Origin of the sequence: Paracoccus aestuariivivens (assembly GCF_009711225.1) — a bacterium.
Taxonomy (GTDB): Bacteria; Pseudomonadota; Alphaproteobacteria; order Rhodobacterales; family Rhodobacteraceae; genus Paracoccus; species Paracoccus aestuariivivens.
Genome location: NZ_WMIE01000018.1, coordinates 40,210 through 59,418, shown reverse-complemented (window position 1 = coordinate 59,418; position 19,209 = coordinate 40,210). Strand labels below are relative to the sequence as shown.

The 19,209-nt window shown below is 60.4% G+C and carries 14 protein-coding genes; 10 read left to right on the top strand and 4 right to left on the bottom strand.

Features of this window, described 5'->3' with window-relative positions; genetic code table 11:
* Positions 1-6: 6 nt before the first annotated feature.
* The 3 genes from GL286_RS18340 to GL286_RS18330 are packed head-to-tail and all read right to left on the bottom strand — an operon-like array spanning position 7 to position 2,389.
* Positions 7-1,320 (bottom strand): sensor histidine kinase, encoded by a 1,314-nt coding sequence (locus GL286_RS18340; RefSeq protein WP_155097022.1) that lies wholly within the window; start codon positions 1,318-1,320, stop codon positions 7-9.
* Positions 1,317-1,979, bottom strand: a complete 663-nt coding sequence (locus tag GL286_RS18335) for a response regulator transcription factor (protein WP_155097021.1) — start codon at positions 1,977-1,979, stop codon at positions 1,317-1,319. The genes GL286_RS18340 and GL286_RS18335 overlap by 4 nt, the downstream gene beginning before the upstream one ends.
* Positions 1,976-2,389, bottom strand: a complete 414-nt coding sequence (locus GL286_RS18330) for a PepSY domain-containing protein (protein WP_246185021.1) — start codon at positions 2,387-2,389, stop codon at positions 1,976-1,978. Before GL286_RS18330 ends, GL286_RS18335 begins: the two co-directional genes overlap by 4 nt.
* Before the next feature lie 148 nt (positions 2,390-2,537).
* On the opposite strand from GL286_RS18330, the gene GL286_RS18325 reads away from it, so the two are divergent.
* The 7 genes from GL286_RS18325 to dacB all read left to right on the top strand — a co-directional run bounded on the left by GL286_RS18325 (position 2,538) and on the right by dacB (position 12,180).
* On the top strand, positions 2,538-3,341 hold the full coding sequence (locus tag GL286_RS18325; protein ID WP_155097019.1) for a hypothetical protein: 804 nt from the start codon (positions 2,538-2,540) through the stop codon (positions 3,339-3,341).
* Positions 3,342-3,537: 196 nt separating this feature from the next.
* Positions 3,538-5,115 carry an OpgD/OpgG family glucan biosynthesis protein gene (locus tag GL286_RS18320; protein ID WP_155097018.1) on the top strand — a complete coding sequence of 526 codons (1,578 nt, stop codon included), beginning with the start codon at positions 3,538-3,540 and terminating at the stop codon, positions 5,113-5,115.
* A gap of 4 nt (positions 5,116-5,119) precedes the next feature.
* Positions 5,120-7,291: a glucans biosynthesis glucosyltransferase MdoH gene (mdoH, locus tag GL286_RS18315; RefSeq protein WP_170295291.1), complete on the top strand. Its 2,172-nt coding sequence runs from the start codon at positions 5,120-5,122 to the stop codon at positions 7,289-7,291.
* Complete coding sequence (locus GL286_RS18310; protein WP_155097017.1) at positions 7,288-8,424, top strand: OpgC domain-containing protein; 1,137 nt, start codon at positions 7,288-7,290, stop codon at positions 8,422-8,424. Before mdoH ends, GL286_RS18310 begins: the two co-directional genes overlap by 4 nt.
* Before the next feature lie 22 nt (positions 8,425-8,446).
* A complete protein-coding gene (locus GL286_RS18305) occupies positions 8,447-10,117 on the top strand; it encodes a formate--tetrahydrofolate ligase (RefSeq protein ID WP_155097016.1) in 1,671 nt (556 codons plus the stop codon).
* Positions 10,118-10,120: 3 nt separating this feature from the next.
* Positions 10,121-10,726, top strand: coding sequence for a nicotinate-nucleotide adenylyltransferase (locus tag GL286_RS18300; RefSeq protein WP_155097015.1), 606 nt, complete (start codon positions 10,121-10,123; stop codon positions 10,724-10,726).
* Positions 10,723-12,180, top strand: a complete 1,458-nt coding sequence (gene dacB, locus GL286_RS18295) for a D-alanyl-D-alanine carboxypeptidase/D-alanyl-D-alanine endopeptidase (RefSeq protein WP_155097014.1) — start codon at positions 10,723-10,725, stop codon at positions 12,178-12,180. Before GL286_RS18300 ends, dacB begins: the two co-directional genes overlap by 4 nt.
* Before the next feature lie 7 nt (positions 12,181-12,187).
* On the opposite strand, the gene GL286_RS18290 is transcribed toward dacB, so the two are convergent.
* Entirely contained in the window at positions 12,188-12,610 is a 423-nt protein-coding gene (locus tag GL286_RS18290; protein WP_155097013.1) for a tellurite resistance TerB family protein, read from the bottom strand.
* A gap of 86 nt (positions 12,611-12,696) precedes the next feature.
* Between GL286_RS18290 and GL286_RS18285 the strand changes: the two genes are divergently transcribed.
* The 3 genes from GL286_RS18285 (at position 12,697) to acs (ending at position 18,944) form a co-directional block, all read left to right on the top strand.
* Positions 12,697-14,286 carry a lysine--tRNA ligase gene (locus tag GL286_RS18285; RefSeq protein ID WP_155097012.1) on the top strand — a complete coding sequence of 530 codons (1,590 nt, stop codon included), beginning with the start codon at positions 12,697-12,699 and terminating at the stop codon, positions 14,284-14,286.
* Positions 14,287-14,415: 129 nt separating this feature from the next.
* On the top strand, positions 14,416-16,707 hold the full coding sequence (locus tag GL286_RS18280) for a glycosyl hydrolase family 28-related protein (protein ID WP_155097011.1): 2,292 nt from the start codon (positions 14,416-14,418) through the stop codon (positions 16,705-16,707).
* A 281-nt stretch (positions 16,708-16,988) separates the two neighbouring features.
* Positions 16,989-18,944: an acetate--CoA ligase gene (gene acs, locus GL286_RS18275; RefSeq protein WP_155097010.1), complete on the top strand. Its 1,956-nt coding sequence runs from the start codon at positions 16,989-16,991 to the stop codon at positions 18,942-18,944.
* The last annotated feature ends 265 nt before the right edge of the window (positions 18,945-19,209 follow it).

Here is a 19,209-nt window from a genome sequence, read left to right as displayed (position 1 = left end):
GAAACGCTATGTGGGTAGCAATAATCTTGCCGATAATCCGCCAAGCTTCGACCGTTCCAGCCTCAAAGCTCCACCATGCAACCTGGCCAGATCGGAAACAATCGCCAGCCCAAGGCCGGTGCCGGGCGGTCCGGATTCGTCCAGCCGACCGCCACGCGCCATTGCCAAGGCGTGGTCTTCGGCGCTCATACCGGGTCCGTCATCCTCGATGGTGATGGAAAGACGTCCCGTGCCTTCGGAGCGGGCTTTGACTATGATATGGGTATTGGCCCATTTGACCGCGTTTTCAATCAGGTTGCCGATCATTTCCTCCAGATCCTGTCGTTCGCCCGCAAAGGCCAGAGTGGCGGGTAGGTCCTGTTCGACCCTGATACCGGATTCGCCAAGGGGGCCGCGCAGAACCATAAGGATATCATCCACCACCGGAGCAAGGGCGGTGCGCTGACCTAGCGTCCGAGCGCTGCCCGAACTGCGGGCGCGGCGCAGATGCCAACCGATCTGGCGGTCCATCCGGGCGACCAGTCCGTGGCCCGGATGATCCTCGGGCAGGCTGTTGGACAGGGCGGAAAGCGGAGTTTTCAGCGAATGCGCGAGGTTCCCGACATGCTCGCGTGTACGGGACAGTACCTGCCGGTTCTGGTCGATCAACCCGTTGATCTCTGACGCAAGGGGTTGCAACTCGGCGACGCGGGGCAGGGGCAGCGCATCCGCGCGCCCGTTCCTGATCGCGCGCAGATCCCTGCCCAGACGGTCGAGGCTGCTGAGTCCCGCTGCGACCTGCAACACGCTGGCCAGAGCCAGCACCAAACCCAGAACGATCAACGAGATCGCCAAAGGGCGGCGGACTTGCGCGACACTTGCGTCTATCTCGGCGCGGGGGATGGCAACGATCACTGCAAGCGGCGATGTCGTATCGGGCAGCGAGAACTCATGCCGCAGCACCCTGAGCGCCGTGCCATCGTGACCGGTTCCGGGGCCACCAACGAAATCGGCATCGGGCGGGTGCATGACGTTGTCGTAAAGCGAAGCCGACTTCGCGACCGCGCGACCGTCCTGTTCCAGTTGCCAGAACCAGCCCGACAGGGGCAGATCGAAACGGGGATCTATTGGCGCGCCTCCGGCGACAAGACGTCCCGACCCGTCGATCGTGGCGGAAGCAATCAGCGCATCAGCGGTGGCCTCGGCATCCGCGTCGAAGCGGTCGGTCACGAAGCGGTCAAGGATCGCCGCAATGGCCAGATAGCCGGCAACCAGTGCGGCGCCGATCAGGATTGCCGCCAGCCCGATCAGCCTTGCGCGGATCGAATCCCGAAGGATCATGCTCGCGCCCGCAGGACATATCCTTCGCCACGTCTGGTTTCGATCAGCCCTTCGCCGATCTTCTTGCGCAGGCGGCCAATGACGACCTCGATGGATTTGAAGTCGCGGTCTGCGGCGGCATCGTAAAGGTGGTCGGACAGTTCCGAGCGACTGACGATCCGGTTCTGGTGCAGGATCAGGTAGGACAGGATGCGGGTCTCGAATCCGGTCAGTTTCAACGCCATGCCATTGCGGGTGATGACGCCGAGCTGGCTGTCAAGGCGCAGCGGGCCGGCCTTGATGATGGCCTGAGCATGTCCAGCCGCGCGTCGGACCAGCGTTTGGGCGCGGATCACGACCTCGTCCAGACGGAACGGTTTGACGGCGTAATCATCGGCTCCGGCACGAAAACCCGCGACCTTGTCGGTCCAGTCGCCGCGTGCGGTCAGGATCAGAACCGGCATTGTGACCCCACCTTCCCGCCAATGGGTCAAGACTTCGATACCGGGCATGCCGGGTAGGCCAAGGTCGAGGATGGAAAGGTCATAGCTTTCGGTCGCGCCAAGATATTCGCCCTGCGCGCCATCATGCGCGATATCGCAGGAGAAACCCCCTTCGGTCATGGCGGTGTCCAGCTGTGCGGCAAGGACGGGGTCGTCCTCGACGATCAGGCATCTCATTCGTGGTCCTCGTTTCGGCGTCTGGCCTCGGTCATGCCCGAGCCCCTGACTTCAAGAAATGCACCGGTGCGGGCGTCCAAACGGATCATCAACACATCACGACGCCGCGTCAGCAGGCGTAGCTCATGCACCAGTTCGACGCCCCGTGCACGTTCCTCGGGTGTCGGCGGGCGCAATCTGGCGGCAATCAGCCGACCCCGAAACCGATCCGTGGCAAGTTTTGTGGCCTCTTGCAGCGGGATGACGCGGAACTCGGGCTGGGCCAGCATCTCGAATTCGCGGTCCAGTTCGTCAGGCTGGGCCAAGAATTCCTCGTCTCTGGGACCAGCTTTGGGATGGTGGTGAAGCCCCACCACGACCGTTCCGGCAAGAGCCAGAACGATGGTGGCGCGCAAGAGCAGGGATTTCAAACCGGACCTCATCATGCAATCAGCATAATGCCGCATTTCCAAATGAAACCCAAACGGCTTGTTGGAGATTGGTTGGTGACGGGGCGGGTAATGATGATTCTCATGGGGCCGCCGCCCCGATCGTTCAGTTAGAACTAGGAACTATGAAATGAGCAGATTTTTCACCTCGTCGGTCGCAGCGACCGCTTTGATGGCCCTTCTGGCGGGGTCGGCTGTCGCGCAGGAAGCCGCGCCGGCCCATGCGACCGAGGCGGGGCAGTCCGAGGCCAAGGCGCCGGTCGAGTTGCCGCAAGTGCTGCGCGATATCGGTCTGACCGACGTCAAGAGCAAGGCCACGCGCCACGGCCAACGCGTTTCGGCCAAGCTGCCCGATGGAAGCGACATCAACGCGCTTCTGGATGACAAAGGTGAATTGCGTGGCCTGCGCGCCGGCCGTGGCAGCGTCCTTCCCGCGAACCTGATCGAGCGTCTGGTGCCGCAACCCGTGCGCAACCAGCCGATCTATGGCGAACTCGGCAAGATCAACGCAATCTTTCTGGGTGACAAGGGTGTGATGCTGTCGGGCCGCGATGCCCAGTCCAAGCCTGTCCGCGCGGCATTCGCCGAAGATGGCACCCTGATGCGCTTTGGTCGTGGCGACGAGCGCGGCATGGATATGGGACCGGATCATGGCCCGAAAGGTCACGGCAAGGGACATGGTGACCGTGATCACAAGGACAAGGATCACGGAGATCGCGACCACAAGCGGCATGACCGTCAGGATGGGGCCGACGCGACACCGCCGACCCCCGACGAGGTTCGTGCGGGTCTGGAGGATGCCGGTTACACCGATATCGGCCAGATCCTGCAACAGGGTCGGGTGACCATCGCGCAAGCCACGAATCCCGAAGGCGAGGCCGTTCTGGTCGAGCTTGGTCCCAAGGGTCGGGTGGTTCGTGAACTGAACCGGTGACCCGATAGCCACTCATGGCGTAAAATCAACTATGCGGAGCGCGGGAACTTTCCCGCGCTCTTTTTATTTTAACTAATTCGATCCAAGAATTGGCAAGGGCTTGCCGTTTCGGGGGAAAGGGCTTGCCTGATTGTTGCTGCAATGCCAAATCGCACCAAAATTCCGGCCTCTTGGGGCCGATTACTGGGACCATTCGATGCATCGTCGTGAATTCGTCATCTCTGCTGGTGCGGCATTTGCCGCTGTCAGCGCGCTTTCAACGGGTTTTGGCCCGGCCAACGCGCAGGAAGCGCCGGTGGACCCGTCCGCCGCAACCGAGCCGGTCGAGCCTGCAACCGCGAAGCCATTCGGCTTCGAAGACGTAGCGGTCATGGCAAATGAGCTTGCCGCAAAGCCTTATGCCTACCGCGATTCCGACCTTGTTGGCAGCTTTGCCAACCTGACATATGACCAATATCGCGGCATTCGCTTCCGCCGCGACCGCGATCCGTGGTTGGGCAGTCGGGATTTCGCGCTGGATCTGCTTCCTCCGGGCGCGATCTTCCATGAGCCGGTGGATGTGAGCCTTGTCGATGAGGGCGTCGTCATCCCCGTGAAGTTCGATCCCCATATGTTCGAATTCGATCCGGCGCTATTCCCCGATGGCGTCGATTATGAAGCCATCGGCAATATGGGCTTTTCCGGTTTCCGGCTGCGGGCTCCGCTGAACCGTCCCGACGTCATGGACGAATTCTGCGTTTTCCAGGGCGCCAGCTATTTCCGCGCAGTCGCGCGCGGCACGCTATACGGTATCTCGGCGCGCGGTCTGGCGATCGGCACCGGCAGTCCCGAGGGCGAGGAGTTTCCCCTGTTCCGCGGCTTCTGGATCCACAAGCCCAGTGAACAGGACCGCTCGGTTCTGATCCATGCCCTGCTGGATAGTCGCTCGGTCGCTGGCGCCTTTGAATTCCGCGTAACCCCAGGGGCCGAAACCGTCTTTGACACGCGCGTCGCCTTGTTCCCGCGTCAGGACATGAGCAATGCGGGCATCGCGCCGCTGACCTCGATGTATTGGTTCGGACCGACCGATCGCACGCGGGTCGATGACTACCGTCCGGCCGTGCATGACAGCGATGGTTTGCAGATGCTGACGGGCGGCGAGCAGCGCCTGTGGCGCGTCCTGTCCGGACACAACACCTTGCAGATCTCGGCCTTCATGGATCAGGATCCGCTCGGCTTTGGTCTTGCCCAACGCGCGCGCAGTTTTGATGCCTATCAGGACGCCGAAGCGCGATACGAAAAGCGGCCCTCGGCATGGATCGCCCCGCAGGACGGTTGGGGCAAAGGTACGGTTACCCTGGTCGAGATTCCGGTCCAGAACGAATTCAACGACAATATCGTGTCGTTCTGGCAGCCGGTCGATGTGCTGAAAGCAGGCGAGCGGTACGATTTCAACTACCTTCTCAGCTTCTCGCCCGAACCGCCCGACAGCGCACCGATTGCGCGGGTGCTTGAAACGATGTCCGGCCAATCGGTCAACAATCCGGCCGCAAGAAGCTATGTCATCGACTATGATCTGGATCTGTTCGGCGCGGACGATCCCGTGCCGCAAATCCGGACCTCATCGGGCAGCATCGGCCATAGCTATCTGCTTCGCTTGCCCGAGCAGGGCCGGATGCGTCTGGCTTTCGAATATATTCCCGAAGGTGCGAAACTTGCCGATCTTTCGGCGGTTCTGAATGGGCCGGAAGGCCCGTTGAGCGAGACGTGGATCGCTCGTTGGACCCGCGAGTGACGCTGTGACCAGGATCGAAGACACGAACCCGCCGCATGCGCCCGCCGACGGCGGGTTTGATCTGCCGCTGTCCGAAGAGGCAGAGTGGGAAGCGCTTGACCTTGAACTGCCGGGTGGTCCCGCCACACCGCCCGAGGCCCATCTGGACATGCCCGAGCAGAACTTTCGCGCCCGTCCTCCGCACGGACCGGATAGCGGCTGGCCCGGTTTGCGGACCATCGCGGCGCGGCTGATCGCCTTTGGCGGGGCTGGTGCGATTGCTTGGTTCGGTCTTCTCGAAATGGACAAGGTCTTTGGCGACAATGTCACCTTCCTGCAGATGGTGCTGCTGGTCCTGTTCGCGATCACATTCACTTGGGTCGGATTTTCATTCACCTCGATGATCGCGGGATTTCTGGCGCCGAACCTGAAAACCCCGACCGGTCCGAATGACGCGAAAGTCGCGGTCATCATGCCGGTCTATCACGAGGATGCCGCGGCAACCGCTGGCCTGCTGGCTGCGTTGGCGCGTGACCTCTATCGTGTCGGCATGTCGGACCGGACCGAAATCTTCGTTCTGTCCGACAGCCGCCAGCCAGGCGCTGTTTTCGAGGAAATGATTGCGATCAGTCGCTTGCGCGACATATCTCCGGTTCCGATCTGGTATCGGAGGCGGCGCAGCAACAAGGGCCGGAAAGCCGGCAACGTCGCCGAATTCGTCATGCGCTGGGGTGGACGTTACGATCAGATGGTCGTTCTGGACGCTGACAGCGTCATGGGTGGCACGACGATCAAGGCACTTTCTGCGCGCATGAATGCCGATCCTGCCGTCGGTTTGATCCAGACCATGCCGATGCTTGTTGGCGGACAGACGATTTTTGCCCGCCTGACACAATTTGCAGGGCGCATTTACGGGCCGGCCATCGCAAGGGGTGTCGCCGCGTGGTCGGGCGACAGTGGGAACTTCTGGGGTCACAACGCGATCATCCGCGTCAAGGCCTTCGCCCAATGCTGTGGTCTGCCCGATCTGCCCGGCAAGCCGCCGTTCGGCGGCACGATCCTGAGCCATGACTTCGTCGAGGCGGCTTTGTTGCGTCGTGCGGGGTGGAAGGTCCGGCTGGATCACGACCTGAGGGAAAGCTTCGAGGGCAGCCCTCCGACACTTCTTGACATGGCGGTGCGCGAGCGCCGCTGGGCGCAGGGCAATTTGCAGCACTCGCGACTGATTTTCTCGCGCGGATTTGCTTGGATCAGTCGGGCGCATTTCGTGATCGGTATTTTCGGGTTCCTGATGTCGCCGATCTGGCTGGCGATGATCCTTGTCGGATTGGCGCTGTCGGTGAATGTTCTGCTGTCGCGTCCTGATTATTTCCCGCAGACTTATCAACTGTTTCCTGATTGGCCGACCTTCGATCCGGTGCGGATGCTGTGGCTGTTCATCGCCGCCATGTCGTTCCTGCTGATCCCCAAGTTTATCGGCATCTTGCGGGCGTGGATGCGTCCTCTGGCGCGAAACTCGGGCGGGGGGGCAAGGCTGCTTGGCTCGGCCTTGTTCGAGATCACGCTGTCCGCACTGATCGCGCCGGTCCAGATGCTGATCCAGACCCGCCAGATTTTCGACATCTTGCGAGGGCGCGATTCCGGATGGGAGGCGCAGGTGCGCGCGGGGCAGATGCCGCCCTGGGGCATCGTCCTGCGCCGGCACGCGCTGCATGTGTCCTTGGGTATCGGGACATTGCTTGTTCTGGCGATTTTCTCTCCGGGGCAGCTTGTCTGGCTGTCTCCGATCCTTGCCGGATTGATCCTGTCGCCGCTGACCTCACGCTGGTCGGCCAGTCCGGTCTTCGGTCGCTGGGCCCGTCGACACGGCTTGCTGGTCACCCCCGAGGAACGCGATGCCCCCGAAATCCTGACCGCTGCCAATGCGCTGGATTACCGCATCGCAGGTAGTCTGCCGCGCGACGGCTTGGCGGCGGTCGGCCGCGACCCCGCCATGCAGGCGCGTGTGGCCTCGCTGCTGCGGGCGGGTGCTCCGGTAGGTCCGGCTGCGTCGCGGTTGGACGCGATCTCGGCCGAGGCGAAGCTTGCCCATGCCGCAACCCAAGCCGAGGCGCTGAGTTTTCTGACCGAATCCGAAAAGCTGGCCATGCTGGAAAACCGCATGCTGGTGGAAGTCTTTGCAAAGTTGCCGAAATGAAGCGGATCGAAGCGCTCGACATGCTGCGCGGTTACGCGCTGGTCTGTATCATGTTGGACCACATGCCGCTTGGCGTGATCCGGAACCTGACTCTGTCCAACTTCACGGTTTTTGATGCGGCCGAGTTGTTCGTCCTGCTCTCGGGTTTTCTTGTCGGGATGGTCTGGGTCAAGGTCGAGGAAAGGCAGGGACGTCGGGCGGCGCAGTGGCGGTTCCTGAAGCGGGCGTTCAAGGTCTGGCAGGCGCTGGTGATCGGAGCGGTGCTGCTCGCGCTGTTCTCTCACTTGCTTTACCAGCTGAAGATGAACCATACCGCCGTGTGGTTCCAGTATTCGCGCTGGATCGTGGAAAACCCCTTCGGCTATATCGCGACGGTCGCACTGATGTGGATGCAGCCGAACCTGCTGGATGTGCTGGCGCTTTACGTGCTGTTGATTGCGACTGCGCCCGTCACCGTTCCTTTCCTGCTGCGCATGCCGTTCACGGCGATGGCGGTCTCGCTTGGGATCTGGTGGCTGTCCGAGCCGCTGAATGCGATGATACCCAACCAGCGAGAGGGGCAGGGGCTGTTGTTCAACCCGTTTGGCTGGCAGCTTTTATTCTTTACCGGCGTCGCCATCGGAGCATTCCGGGACAAGATCATGCCGGTCCTGCGCCCGCGGACCGGAGTGCTGAACGGCATCAGCATCTCGATCCTGTTGTTCGGTCTTGCTATCATCATTTGCTGGCGCATCGGCGAGCCCGCGAAACCGGTCGCCGATATATTGAAGCAGGTCTATGGCTCGATCGACAAATGGTCGCTGGATGGGCTGCGCTATATCTCGATCCTCGCGGCGACTTGGATGGTGGCGGTTCCGCTGGCACCGGCATTCGGTTGGATGTCGCGGACGGTGTTGGGACGCGATCTGGCCGAGATCGGGCGCGGCGGTCTGTGGTCGTTTGTTTCCTGCGTGCTGCTCTCGATGTGGGGGGACGCTTTGGATATGACCGCTCCCGCCGGACTGAACGGGTTTTTGCTGAGGCTTGCCATCGATGTCTGGGTGATCCTTGCGCTTTGGATCTCGGCAGCGCTTTGGTTGCGGCGCGAGGAATGGCTCGGGCGGATTCGCGCGAAACTGCCCCACTGGATATGACGCTATAAGGCAAGGGACCCCCATGAAATCCGATATCGAGATCGCCCGTGAAGCGAAAAAACGTCCGATTGCGGAAATCGCCGCCAAACTTGGCATGGGGCCGCGGGATTTTCTGCCCTATGGCCATGACAAGGCAAAAATCACCCATGAGTTCATCGCCGGACTAAGTGGCCGCAAGCAGGGGCGCCTGATCCTGGTGACCGCCATCAACCCGACTCCGGCGGGTGAGGGCAAGACGACGACCACCGTTGGTTTGGGCGACGCACTGAACCATATCGGTCGTCGCGCGACGATCTGTATCCGCGAGGCGAGCCTTGGTCCGAACTTCGGCATGAAGGGCGGGGCCGCGGGGGGTGGCATGGCCCAGATCGTCCCGATGGAGGAAATGAACCTGCATTTCACCGGGGATTTCCACGCCATCACCAGCGCGCATAATCTTTTGTCCGCGATGATCGACAACCATATCCATTGGGGCAACGCGTTGCGCATAGACCCGAGGCGGGTAACGTGGCGGCGTGTTCTGGACATGAATGACCGTGCGCTCCGCGAGACAACGATCGGCCTTGGTGGGCCCGCGAACGGGCATCCACGCGAAAGTGGCTTCGATATCACTGTCGCCTCTGAAGTGATGGCGATCCTGTGTCTGGCGTCCGATCTGCAGGATCTGCAGGAACGGTTGGGTCGGATCGTGATTGGCCAGACCTTTGACAAGGTGCCTGTGACAGCACGAGATATTGGCGCTGATGGCTCGATGACCGTCCTGCTGCGCGATGCCTTGCAACCGAACCTTGTCCAAACACTGGAAAATAACCCCGCGCTGGTGCATGGCGGGCCGTTTGCGAATATCGCGCATGGCTGCAACTCGGTCATGGCGACGCGGACGGCATTGGCGCTTTCCGACTACGTTGTTACCGAGGCAGGATTCGGCGCCGATCTGGGGGCCGAGAAGTTTCTCGACATCAAATGCCGCTTGTCTGGTCTTTCTCCGGATGCGGTGGTGCTGGTCGCGACGGTGCGCGCGCTCAAGATGAATGGTGGAGTGGCGCGCGCCGATCTGGCGGTCGAGAATGTACCTGCCCTGCGCGAGGGCTGCGCCAATCTAGGGCGACATATCGAAAACCTGCGCGGCTATGGCCTGCCGGTCGTCGTGGCCATCAATCATTTCACTTCGGATACCGATGCCGAAGTTGCCGCCGTAAAGGAATACTGCGCGGAACACGGCGTCAAAGCCGTCCTTTGCCGCCACTGGGCCGAAGGTAGCGCTGGCGCGGCCGAGCTTGCCCGCACGGTCGCTGCGTTGGCCGAAGCGGATTCCGCCGAATTCCAGACGCTTTACCCCGATGACATGACGCTTTGGCAAAAGATCGAGACAGTCTGCAAACGCATCTATCGCGCCGATCATGTCGAGGCCGCACCTGCCATCCACGAGAAACTGGCCGAATGGCAATCCGCTGGACATGGCCATCTTCCGGTTTGCATGGCCAAGACGCAGTATTCGTTCTCGGCCGATCCCAATCTGCGCGGCGCTCCGACCGGCTTCACGATCCCGCTTCGCGAAGTTCGTTTGTCGGCAGGGGCGGGGTTTGTCGTGGCGATTTGCGGCGAAGTCATGACCATGCCCGGCTTGCCGCGGGAACCTGCGGCGCTGCGGATCGGGTTGGACGCCAAAGGCCGGATCGAGGGGCTGTTCTAAGCCATGCGGGCCGGATTGCCACTTGCGTTGCCGGGCATGCGGATCGGCCTGCTTGGCGGTTCCTTCGATCCTGCGCATGAGGGGCATGTCCATATCACCGAACAGGCCATGCGCCGTTTCGGGCTGGATCGGGTCTGGTGGCTGGTCAGTCCCGGCAATCCGCTGAAAACGCGCGGACCAGCGCCGTTGGATGAGCGTTTGCGGATTGCGCGCAAGCTGATGCATAATCCGCGGGTCGAGGTGACGGCGCTTGAATCCCGGTTGGGGACACGGATGACAGCAGACACCATTGCCGAGATCCAGAGACTCTATCCATTTGTGCGTTTTGCATGGCTGATGGGGGCTGACAATCTGGTGCAGTTTGACCGTTGGGATCGCTGGGCCGAGATCGCAGCCCGTGTTCCCATTGGTGTGATTGCACGGCCGGGTTGGCGGATGCCCGCGCGTTTCTCGCGTACCGCACGCGGATTATGGCGCTTTCGTCTGCCCGAGACACGGGTCAGCCAGCTTGCCGATTGTCCTCCGCCTGCATGGGCCATAATAAACGTGCCCATGAGCAAACTATCCTCAACCGCCATCCGGGCGCGTTCTGCGGGAGTGACAGCATGAACCTCTCGAGACGAGAAATCCTTGCCGCGCTTGGTGCAATGATGGTGCCATCCGTGACTTTGGCAGAAAGTAGCGCCATCGCAATAGCCCCGGCAGCACCGCCGTTGGTGTTTGACGCCGAGGCCGCGATTACGGCTGCCAAGCTGGGAGCAGAGGTTTCTTTTGCCGTGATCGATCCGGCGAGCGGTCAGGTGATTGCCTCGCGGCATGAAAACAGTGCGATGGCTCCTGCCAGCACGCTCAAGATCGTAACCTCGCTTTACGCCTTGGAGAAGTTGGGGGCGGATCATCGCTTCGTCACACGGGTCTGGCGGTCGGGTGATACTTTGATTCTGGCGGGTGGCGGTGATCCGTTGCTGGATACCGACGGCTTGGCGAAACTGGCCGCGGCGACCGCTGAAAACTGGCAGGGGCCAGCGCCCACGAAGTTTCAGGTCTGGGGTGGCGCATTGCCGCAGATCGATCGGTTATCTGCTACGCAAGACGAACATTTGCCTTACAATCCAAGTCTTTCCGGCATGATATTGAACTTCAATCGAGTTCATCTGGGATGGCGGCAGGGCAAGATGTCACTCGAGGCGCGGGGCGCGAAACAGTCGCCGCGTGCTTATACAGTGACCATTGGGGCAGCGGACCGTCGCGCGCCGCTGTTTACCTATGACGGATCCGGTAAGAAAGAAGCTTGGACGATCTCGCGCGGCGCAATCGCGAAATCGGGGTCGCGTTGGCTGCCTGTCCGTCATCCCGAGCTTTACGCGGGGGATGTGTTCCAGACCTTGTGCCGCGCCAAAGGCCTTATCTTGCCGTCGGCTGAAGTTGCGACCGTTGCGCCCAGCGGGACGGAAATCACAAAGCTGGAAAGCGAGTCCCTGACCACGATCGTGCGGGGCATGTTGAAATATTCGACGAACCTGACCGCCGAGGTGATCGGGATCGCGGCCAGTGGTGCCAGCACGCCAGAAAGCTCGGCGAAAGCCATGCAGGAATGGCTGCGCGGCCTGCTTCCGAACGAGCAGTTCGTATTCCACGATCACTCGGGCCTTTCGGCCGAGAACCGGTTAACGGCGATGAGTCTGGCCCGTCTGGTCGCGGATCAGGGGCGCCGGCGCGGCTTGCAAGAGGTTCTCAAGCACATTCCCCTGCGTGACGAGAAGGGCAAAAGCAAGCAAAGTCCGATCGAGGTGCTGGCCAAGACCGGAACCTTGAATTTCGTATCGAACCTGTCGGGTTATGCGCAGACTCCGGATGGCCGCGCGGTTGCATTTGCCATTCTGACCGGAGATGAAGCCCGTCGTTCGGCGAGTGAAGGCAAGGAAATGCCGGATGGTGTCTCGACATGGACCCGTCGCTCGAAGGTTTTGCAGCAGGCGCTGATCGAGGGCTGGATTGAGGCTTTGCCTGCGCAGATCGCTGCACCGGCGGGTGTGACCCAGCCGGCCAGCGTCCTGCGCTAGACCAAGCTTACAGCACGCGGTGACGGGCGCGGGCGGCCAGTTCGATCGCGGCGGAATGCAACCGGTCGATTTCCAGCTGATCGCGGATTTCGGCCAGCATGGCGGTTTCGATTTCGCCCAGACGACCGTCCGAGGCCGCAACGTCGCAGGCCAGCAGGTAGGCCGTATCGAAAAGCTGTTCGGGCAGCGCCGAGCGCACCAGCCCGAACAGTGCATCCAGACCGTCCTCTTCTTCGAACAGTGTCATCACGGTTTGCGACACGGCCCGGATGCGGTCGATGTCGTAATTTGCAAAGACCGGCGTGTGGTTAACCGCACGTTCGATTGCCACCAGTTCCGCGGTACGCAGGTTCTGGTCCGAGGCCGAGACGCCCACCATGACCGCGACAAGCGCATCGCAAGGTGAGAACGAGGGAAGGTTTTCGGCCATTGTTAAATCTCCGTTGGGTTTCCCGGTAATTATTGACCATTTCGTGCCGTTTCAATACGGGGAAGGTTCAGCAATGGAGACCCGAAATGACCGCTCTGCGTGACGCCGCGATGAAATCCAAGGCATGGCCTTTCGAGGAGGCGCGTCGCGTTCTGAAGCGCTACGAGAAGAAGGACCCCGAAAAGGGCTATGTCCTGTTCGAGACGGGCTACGGTCCTTCGGGTCTGCCGCATATCGGTACCTTCGGCGAAGTGGCGCGGACCACGATGATCCGGCGCGCCTTCGAGATGATCTCGGATATTCCGACGCGTCTGTTCTGCTTCTCGGACGACATGGACGGGATGCGCAAGGTTCCCGAGAACGTGCCCCAGACCGAGATGTTGCGCGAGCACCTTCAGGAACCGCTGACCACTGTCCCTGACCCGTTCGGCGAGTACCCGAGCTTCGGCGATCATAACAACGCCATGCTGCGGCGTTTTCTTGATACATTCGGCTTCGAATACGAATTCATCAGCGCGACCGAGTTCTATAAGTCGGGCCAGTTCGACCAGACGCTGCTGCTGGCCGCTGAACGCTATGATGCGATCATGGATGTGATGTTGGCCAGCCTGCGCGAGGAGCGCCAGCAAAGCTATTCCTGCTTCCTGCCGATCAGCCCCAAGACCGGCAAGGTGCTTTATGTCCCGATCAAGCATGTCGATGCCAAGAACGGTACGATCACCTTTGACGACGAGGACGGTCAGGAACTGACCCTGCCGGTTACCGGCGGCAATGTGAAACTGCAGTGGAAGCCCGATTTCGGTGCTCGCTGGGCGGCGCTGGACGTCGACTTCGAGATGTACGGCAAGGATCATTCGACCAATACGCCGATCTATGACCGCATCTGTGAGATCCTTGGCGGCAAGAAGCCCGAGCATTTCACCTATGAGTTGTTCCTTGATCAGGACGGGCAGAAGATCTCGAAATCCAAGGGCAACGGTCTGTCGATCGACGAATGGCTGACCTATGCCTCGACCGAGAGCCTGTCCTATTTCATGTATCAGAAACCGAAGACCGCGAAGCGGATGCATTTCGATGTGATCCCGAAAGCGGTCGACGAGTATCATCAACAGTTGCGTGCCTATCCGGATCAGACGCCGGATCAGCAGGCGGCTAACCCGGTCTGGCATATTCATGGTGGGAATGTTCCCGCCTCGGATATGGTCGTGCCGTTCCAGATGTTGCTGAACCTTGCCTCGGTTGCAGGCGCCAAGGAAAAGGGTCCGCTTTGGGGCTTTATCCAGCGTTACGCGCCCGAAGCCAGCCCCGAAACCAACCCGGCGATGGATGCCGCTGCCGAGTTCGCAGTGCGGTACTTCAACGACTTCGTTGCGCCGACGCGGGTATTCCGTGCCCCGACCGATGTCGAGCGTCGTGCGCTTGAGGATCTGGCCGGACGTCTGGCCGCTTGGGAGCAGCCGGTTGATGCTGAAACGCTGCAAACGATGGTTTTTGCCATCGGTCGCGAGCATGGCTTCGAGCCGATGAAGGATTGGTTCCAGGCGCTTTATCAGGTGCTGCTGGGTGCCGATCAAGGTCCTCGCTTTGGTGGGTTCATCGCGCTCTACGGCGTCGAGGAAACCCGCAAGCTGATCGAGCGTGCTTTGGCGGGCGAGTTGGTCTCGCAAGCCGTCTGATCGCATCAGACCTGTTGCGCGCGGTTCTGTTGCCGCGCGCGCATGGTTAACGCCCGGTTAACGCCGGATTGTCAAATTCTGTCCATATCCGCGCGGCCTTGACGGCTCGCAATCATGGGAGAAAATGGCATGGCAATTGCCGTCGTTGGTAGCAAGGCACTGATGCCGCGCGAGTTTCGGCTGGGTCTGAATCTTTGGTCACGGACGAATGGCACGGCGGGTTCGCCAACCTGGGCGGGGCAGGCCAATGCTGCCATCGTTCCTGCTGACGAGGATTTCGGCACGTGCCTTGAGATCCTTAAGCAAGAGAACGTGACCTCGCTGCGCTATATGCGGCAAACGCCGATCAGTCCCGGCTGTTATCTGCGCGTATCAACCCGCGTCAAGGCGATTGCGGGCAATATTCCGCAGGTCCGGATTGCCGGATATGCAGGAAATTCCAACGGAAACGTCACTGGCGTTTTGCAGGTCGGGCCGACGGTCAAGGTGTCGGGCTATGGCAGCGTGGTCGAGGTCTCGGCCATTGTGGGCACAGGTAGCCGTGACGGCGTGGATATGCCATGGGGACGCGCGGCGACTTTCGGTTATCTGGGTATCGACCTTCTGGGCGACAATAACGGCGCCATCCGGATCGAAAATCTGGTCATCGAAGATGTGACTTCGGCCTTTGTTCCGGGCATGCTCGACTGGGTCGATGTGCGCGATTTCGGCGCGGTCGGCAATGGTGTGGTTGATGATCGTTCGGCGTTTGTCGCGGCCAACCAAGCGGCGGGCAAGAACCAGATTCTGGTTCCCGAAGGCACCTATTATATCGGCTCGGATCTGAGCATCAGTGCTCCAGTGCGCTTTGTCGGCAGACTGACGATGCCGAGATCGGCGCGTCTGGCGCTTACGGGCAAGTTTGATTACCCGACCTATGCTGCGGCATTCGGGGACGAAACCGAAGGCATGAAACGCGCGCTTCAGGCCATGCTGGGCTTTACCGATCACGGCTCACTGGATCTGTGTGGCCGGAATGTCCATTTGACCGAGCCGTTGAAGGTTGCCGATTTTGCACCGGGTGTAACCAGTTTCTCGAACCGGCGCGTGATTACCAACGGCCAGATCTCGATTGTCTCGGGCAGTGCATGGGATACGCGGGCGGTCAACTCGGTGGCGACCTATAACCCGAACAACTCTCTGGTTCTCAGCGGTGTCGCCAATATCGCGAATATCGAGATCGGCTCGCGGATCAGCGGCAACGGCGTCGGTCGCGAGGTCTATGTGAACGCCAAGAACGTCGCGGCAGGCACGCTGACATTGTCGCAACCGCTTTATGGCGGAGCCGCGACGCGCAATTATACGTTCTCGCGCTATCGCTATGCGTTCGACTTCTCGGACATGGAGCAGTTGAGCCGGCTGAATTTCGACGATGTCGAATTCTTGTTGGACGGCAACGCCAGTGGTGTGATGTTGGCCCAGACCGGCTCGATGAACTGCTTTCGCGATTGCTACTTTACCAAACCGAAAGATCGCGGGATCACGTCGATCGGCTCGGCTTGCCAAGGGATGCTGGTCGATCGCTGCGAGTTTCTATCGAACGAGATGGGCGAATTGGCACAGAACCGCTCAACGATCGCGATCAACGTCAACAACAACGACACCAAGATCCGGCATAGCCGGTTTATCCGCTTTGGTCATTTCATGGTTGCCGCAGGCGGCGGGCATATGATCGAGGGTAACCATTGGTTCCAAGGGGACTCGGCGCAGAATGGCGTCCGCTTTGGTGGACTGATCCTGACGCAGACCAACCTGCAGGTGACGATCACCGGCAATTATGTCGATAACTGCTCGATCGAGTGGACGAACGAACATGATGCCAAGCCGAATTTCGAAGGCAACGAGTACTCGTTCGGCGCATTGACGATCACCGGAAACACGTTTCTGGCGTCAGATACGACGGCGGGATTCAACTGGCTTGTCGTGAAACCATATGGCACCGGACAGTTCATCCATGGTCTGGCCGTTCTTGGTAACGTATTCAAGTCTCTGAATAACAAGGTGAACCGGATCGAGAAGGTCGACACCAGCATTGCCGATCTGGATTACACAAGGATGCGGAATATCGTGTTTCAGGGCAACATGTTCAACGGCGTCCTGAACTATGTCGCGAACCCGGTGGATATCGATTTCAGTCAAGGCACTGCTGCGACCCGTTGGGTGGTTCCGGTGAATGTCGCTTTGCCGTTTGGCGGCTTCGCGAAGAAGATCGAGTCCGTGGTTCCGACCTCGGCGATCACGACCTCTGCCAATGCGCGCGTAACCGAGATGCCTTGGGTCCAGCCCATGCAGGGCACGAACAAAAGGCAGGTCGGCATCAATTGGAGCAAGGCAGCCAAGGGCTCGATTTCGCTGCGGGTCAGGATGGATGCTCCGGAGTAGATAACTGCACATCCCCTCAGGAACGCCCCGGTAGCGCGATGCTGCCGGGGCTTTCTGCGCTGATGGCGTCGGGCCTGTGAGACACGCCCCCGCGTTGTGAAGCATTTACAGTTTCACCGCAGTTTCGGTGAAATTATTTACAAATTTTCCCTGTAAAGAAAATAGTTTACCGACTTGGCTTGCTTGTATTAACGTATCGATCAACCAACCGGTCATGGCCGATCTGCGCGAGGGGAGAAGCGCGCAGGTTCGGTCCGGTGAAGGGAATAGAGGAGGCCCGAATGTCCGTTGAAAATACAGCCAAACATCCGATTCCTGCGGGTTTCGAGAATGCTTTGCTGAAACCCGCCGATTATCAGCGGCTTTACGACGAATCGATTTCCGATCCCGCTGGCTTCTGGGGCCGTGAAGGCAAGCGGATCGACTGGATTCATCCCTATAGCGTGGTGAAAAACACCGATTTCAGCATGGGAAAAGTCTCGATCAAGTGGTTCGAGGACGGAATCCTGAACGCCTCGGTTAACTGCATCGACCGCCATCTGCCGACTCGTGCAAACCAGACCGCGATAATTTTTGAGCCCGATGACCCCAAGGCTCCGGCGCGGCACATTACCTATGCGCAGCTGTCCGAAAAGGTGAACCGCTTCGCCAATGTGCTGCTGAGCCAAGGCGTGATGCGTGGCGACCGCGTCGTGATCTATATGCCGATGATCCCTGAGGCCGCCTATGCCATGCTGGCCTGCGCGCGGATCGGGGCGGTGCATTCCATCGTCTTTGCCGGCTTCTCGCCGGATGCATTGGCCAACCGGATCAATGACTGTGGTGCCAAGCTGGTCATCACCGCCGACACCGCTCCGCGTGGCGGGCGTCGCACGGCGCTGAAATCGAATACCGACGCGGCTTTGCTGCATTGCTCGGATCGGGTGCGCTGCCTTGTCGTCAAGCATACCGGCGACCAGACGACTTGGATCGATGGCCGCGATGTCGATGTCCTGAAGCTGATGGACGAGGTCAGTCCGGACTGCCCTCCGCGCCCGATGGGGGCCGAAGATCCGCTGTTCATCCTGTATACCTCGGGCTCGACCGGCAAACCCAAGGGCGTCGTGCACACGACCGGCGGTTACCTGGTTTATGCTTCGATGACGCATCAATACGTCTTCGACTACAAGGACGGAGACGTGTTCTGGTGTACGGCGGATGTCGGTTGGGTGACCGGACACAGCTACATTGTCTATGGCCCGCTTGCGAATGGCGCGATCACGCTGATGTTCGAAGGCATCCCGACCTGGCCGGATGCGGGCCGTTTCTGGGAAGTCTGCGACAAGCACAAGGTCACGCAATTCTACACCGCGCCGACCGCGATCCGCTCGCTGATGGGGCAGGGTCCGGAATGGGTCGACAAACACGATCTGTCCAGCCTGCGCGTCCTTGGCACCGTGGGTGAGCCGATCAACCCCGAGGCCTGGGTCTGGTATGACAAGCATGTCGGCAAGGGGCGCTGCCCGATTGTCGATACATGGTGGCAGACCGAGACCGGCGGCCACATGATCACCTCGCTTCCCGGCGCGATCGAGACGAAACCGGGTTCGGCCACCTTGCCGTTCTTTGGCGTGAAGCTTGACGTGCTAGATGCTGCTAGTGGCGAAGTCCAGAAAGGCAACGGGGTCGAGGGCGTGCTGGCGATTTCCGACAGCTGGCCGGGACAGATGCGTACGCTTTGGGGCGATCACCAGCGCTTCATGGAGGCCTATTTCCAGCAATATCCGGGCTATTACTTCACGGGCGACGGCTGCCGCCGCGACGAGGACGGCTATTTCTGGATTACGGGCCGCGTCGATGACGTAATCAACGTCTCGGGGCATCGCATGGGCACGGCCGAGGTCGAATCCGCCCTTGTCGCGCATGAGAAAGTCGCCGAAGCCGCCGTCGTTGGCTATCCGCACCAGCTGAAAGGGCAGGGCATCTATGCCTATGTCACGCTGATGAACGGCATCGCCCCCAGCGACGACCTGAAGCGCGAGCTTGAGACTTGGGTTCGTACCGAGATCGGTCCCATAGCCAAACCGGACCTGATCCAATGGGCGCCCGGTTTGCCCAAGACCCGTTCGGGCAAGATCATGCGCCGTATCCTGCGCAAGATCGCCGAGAACGACTATGGCAGCTTGGGCGATATCTCGACGCTGGCCGAACCGGCCGTCGTCGAGGAACTGATCGAGAACCGGATGAACCGGGCTTGATTACAACGGCGCATCGGGCGGAAACGCTTGGTGCGCCCGCCGGTCAGAAGGCCGGCCCGACCAGAATGCCGTGCCCGGATAGGGAGGTTTTCGGACACGTAGCTAAGGACCGTTCGACAGGACGGAATACAAACATCGGGTAAGGACGACTGTCCGTTAACTTTGCAGCCTTCGCATGCGAAGGGCGGATGCGCTTTGCCTGAAAACTGCCAGTCACGAACTGGCTACAGGGGAGGGGCCTTATGGCATATAACCAAACGGATGT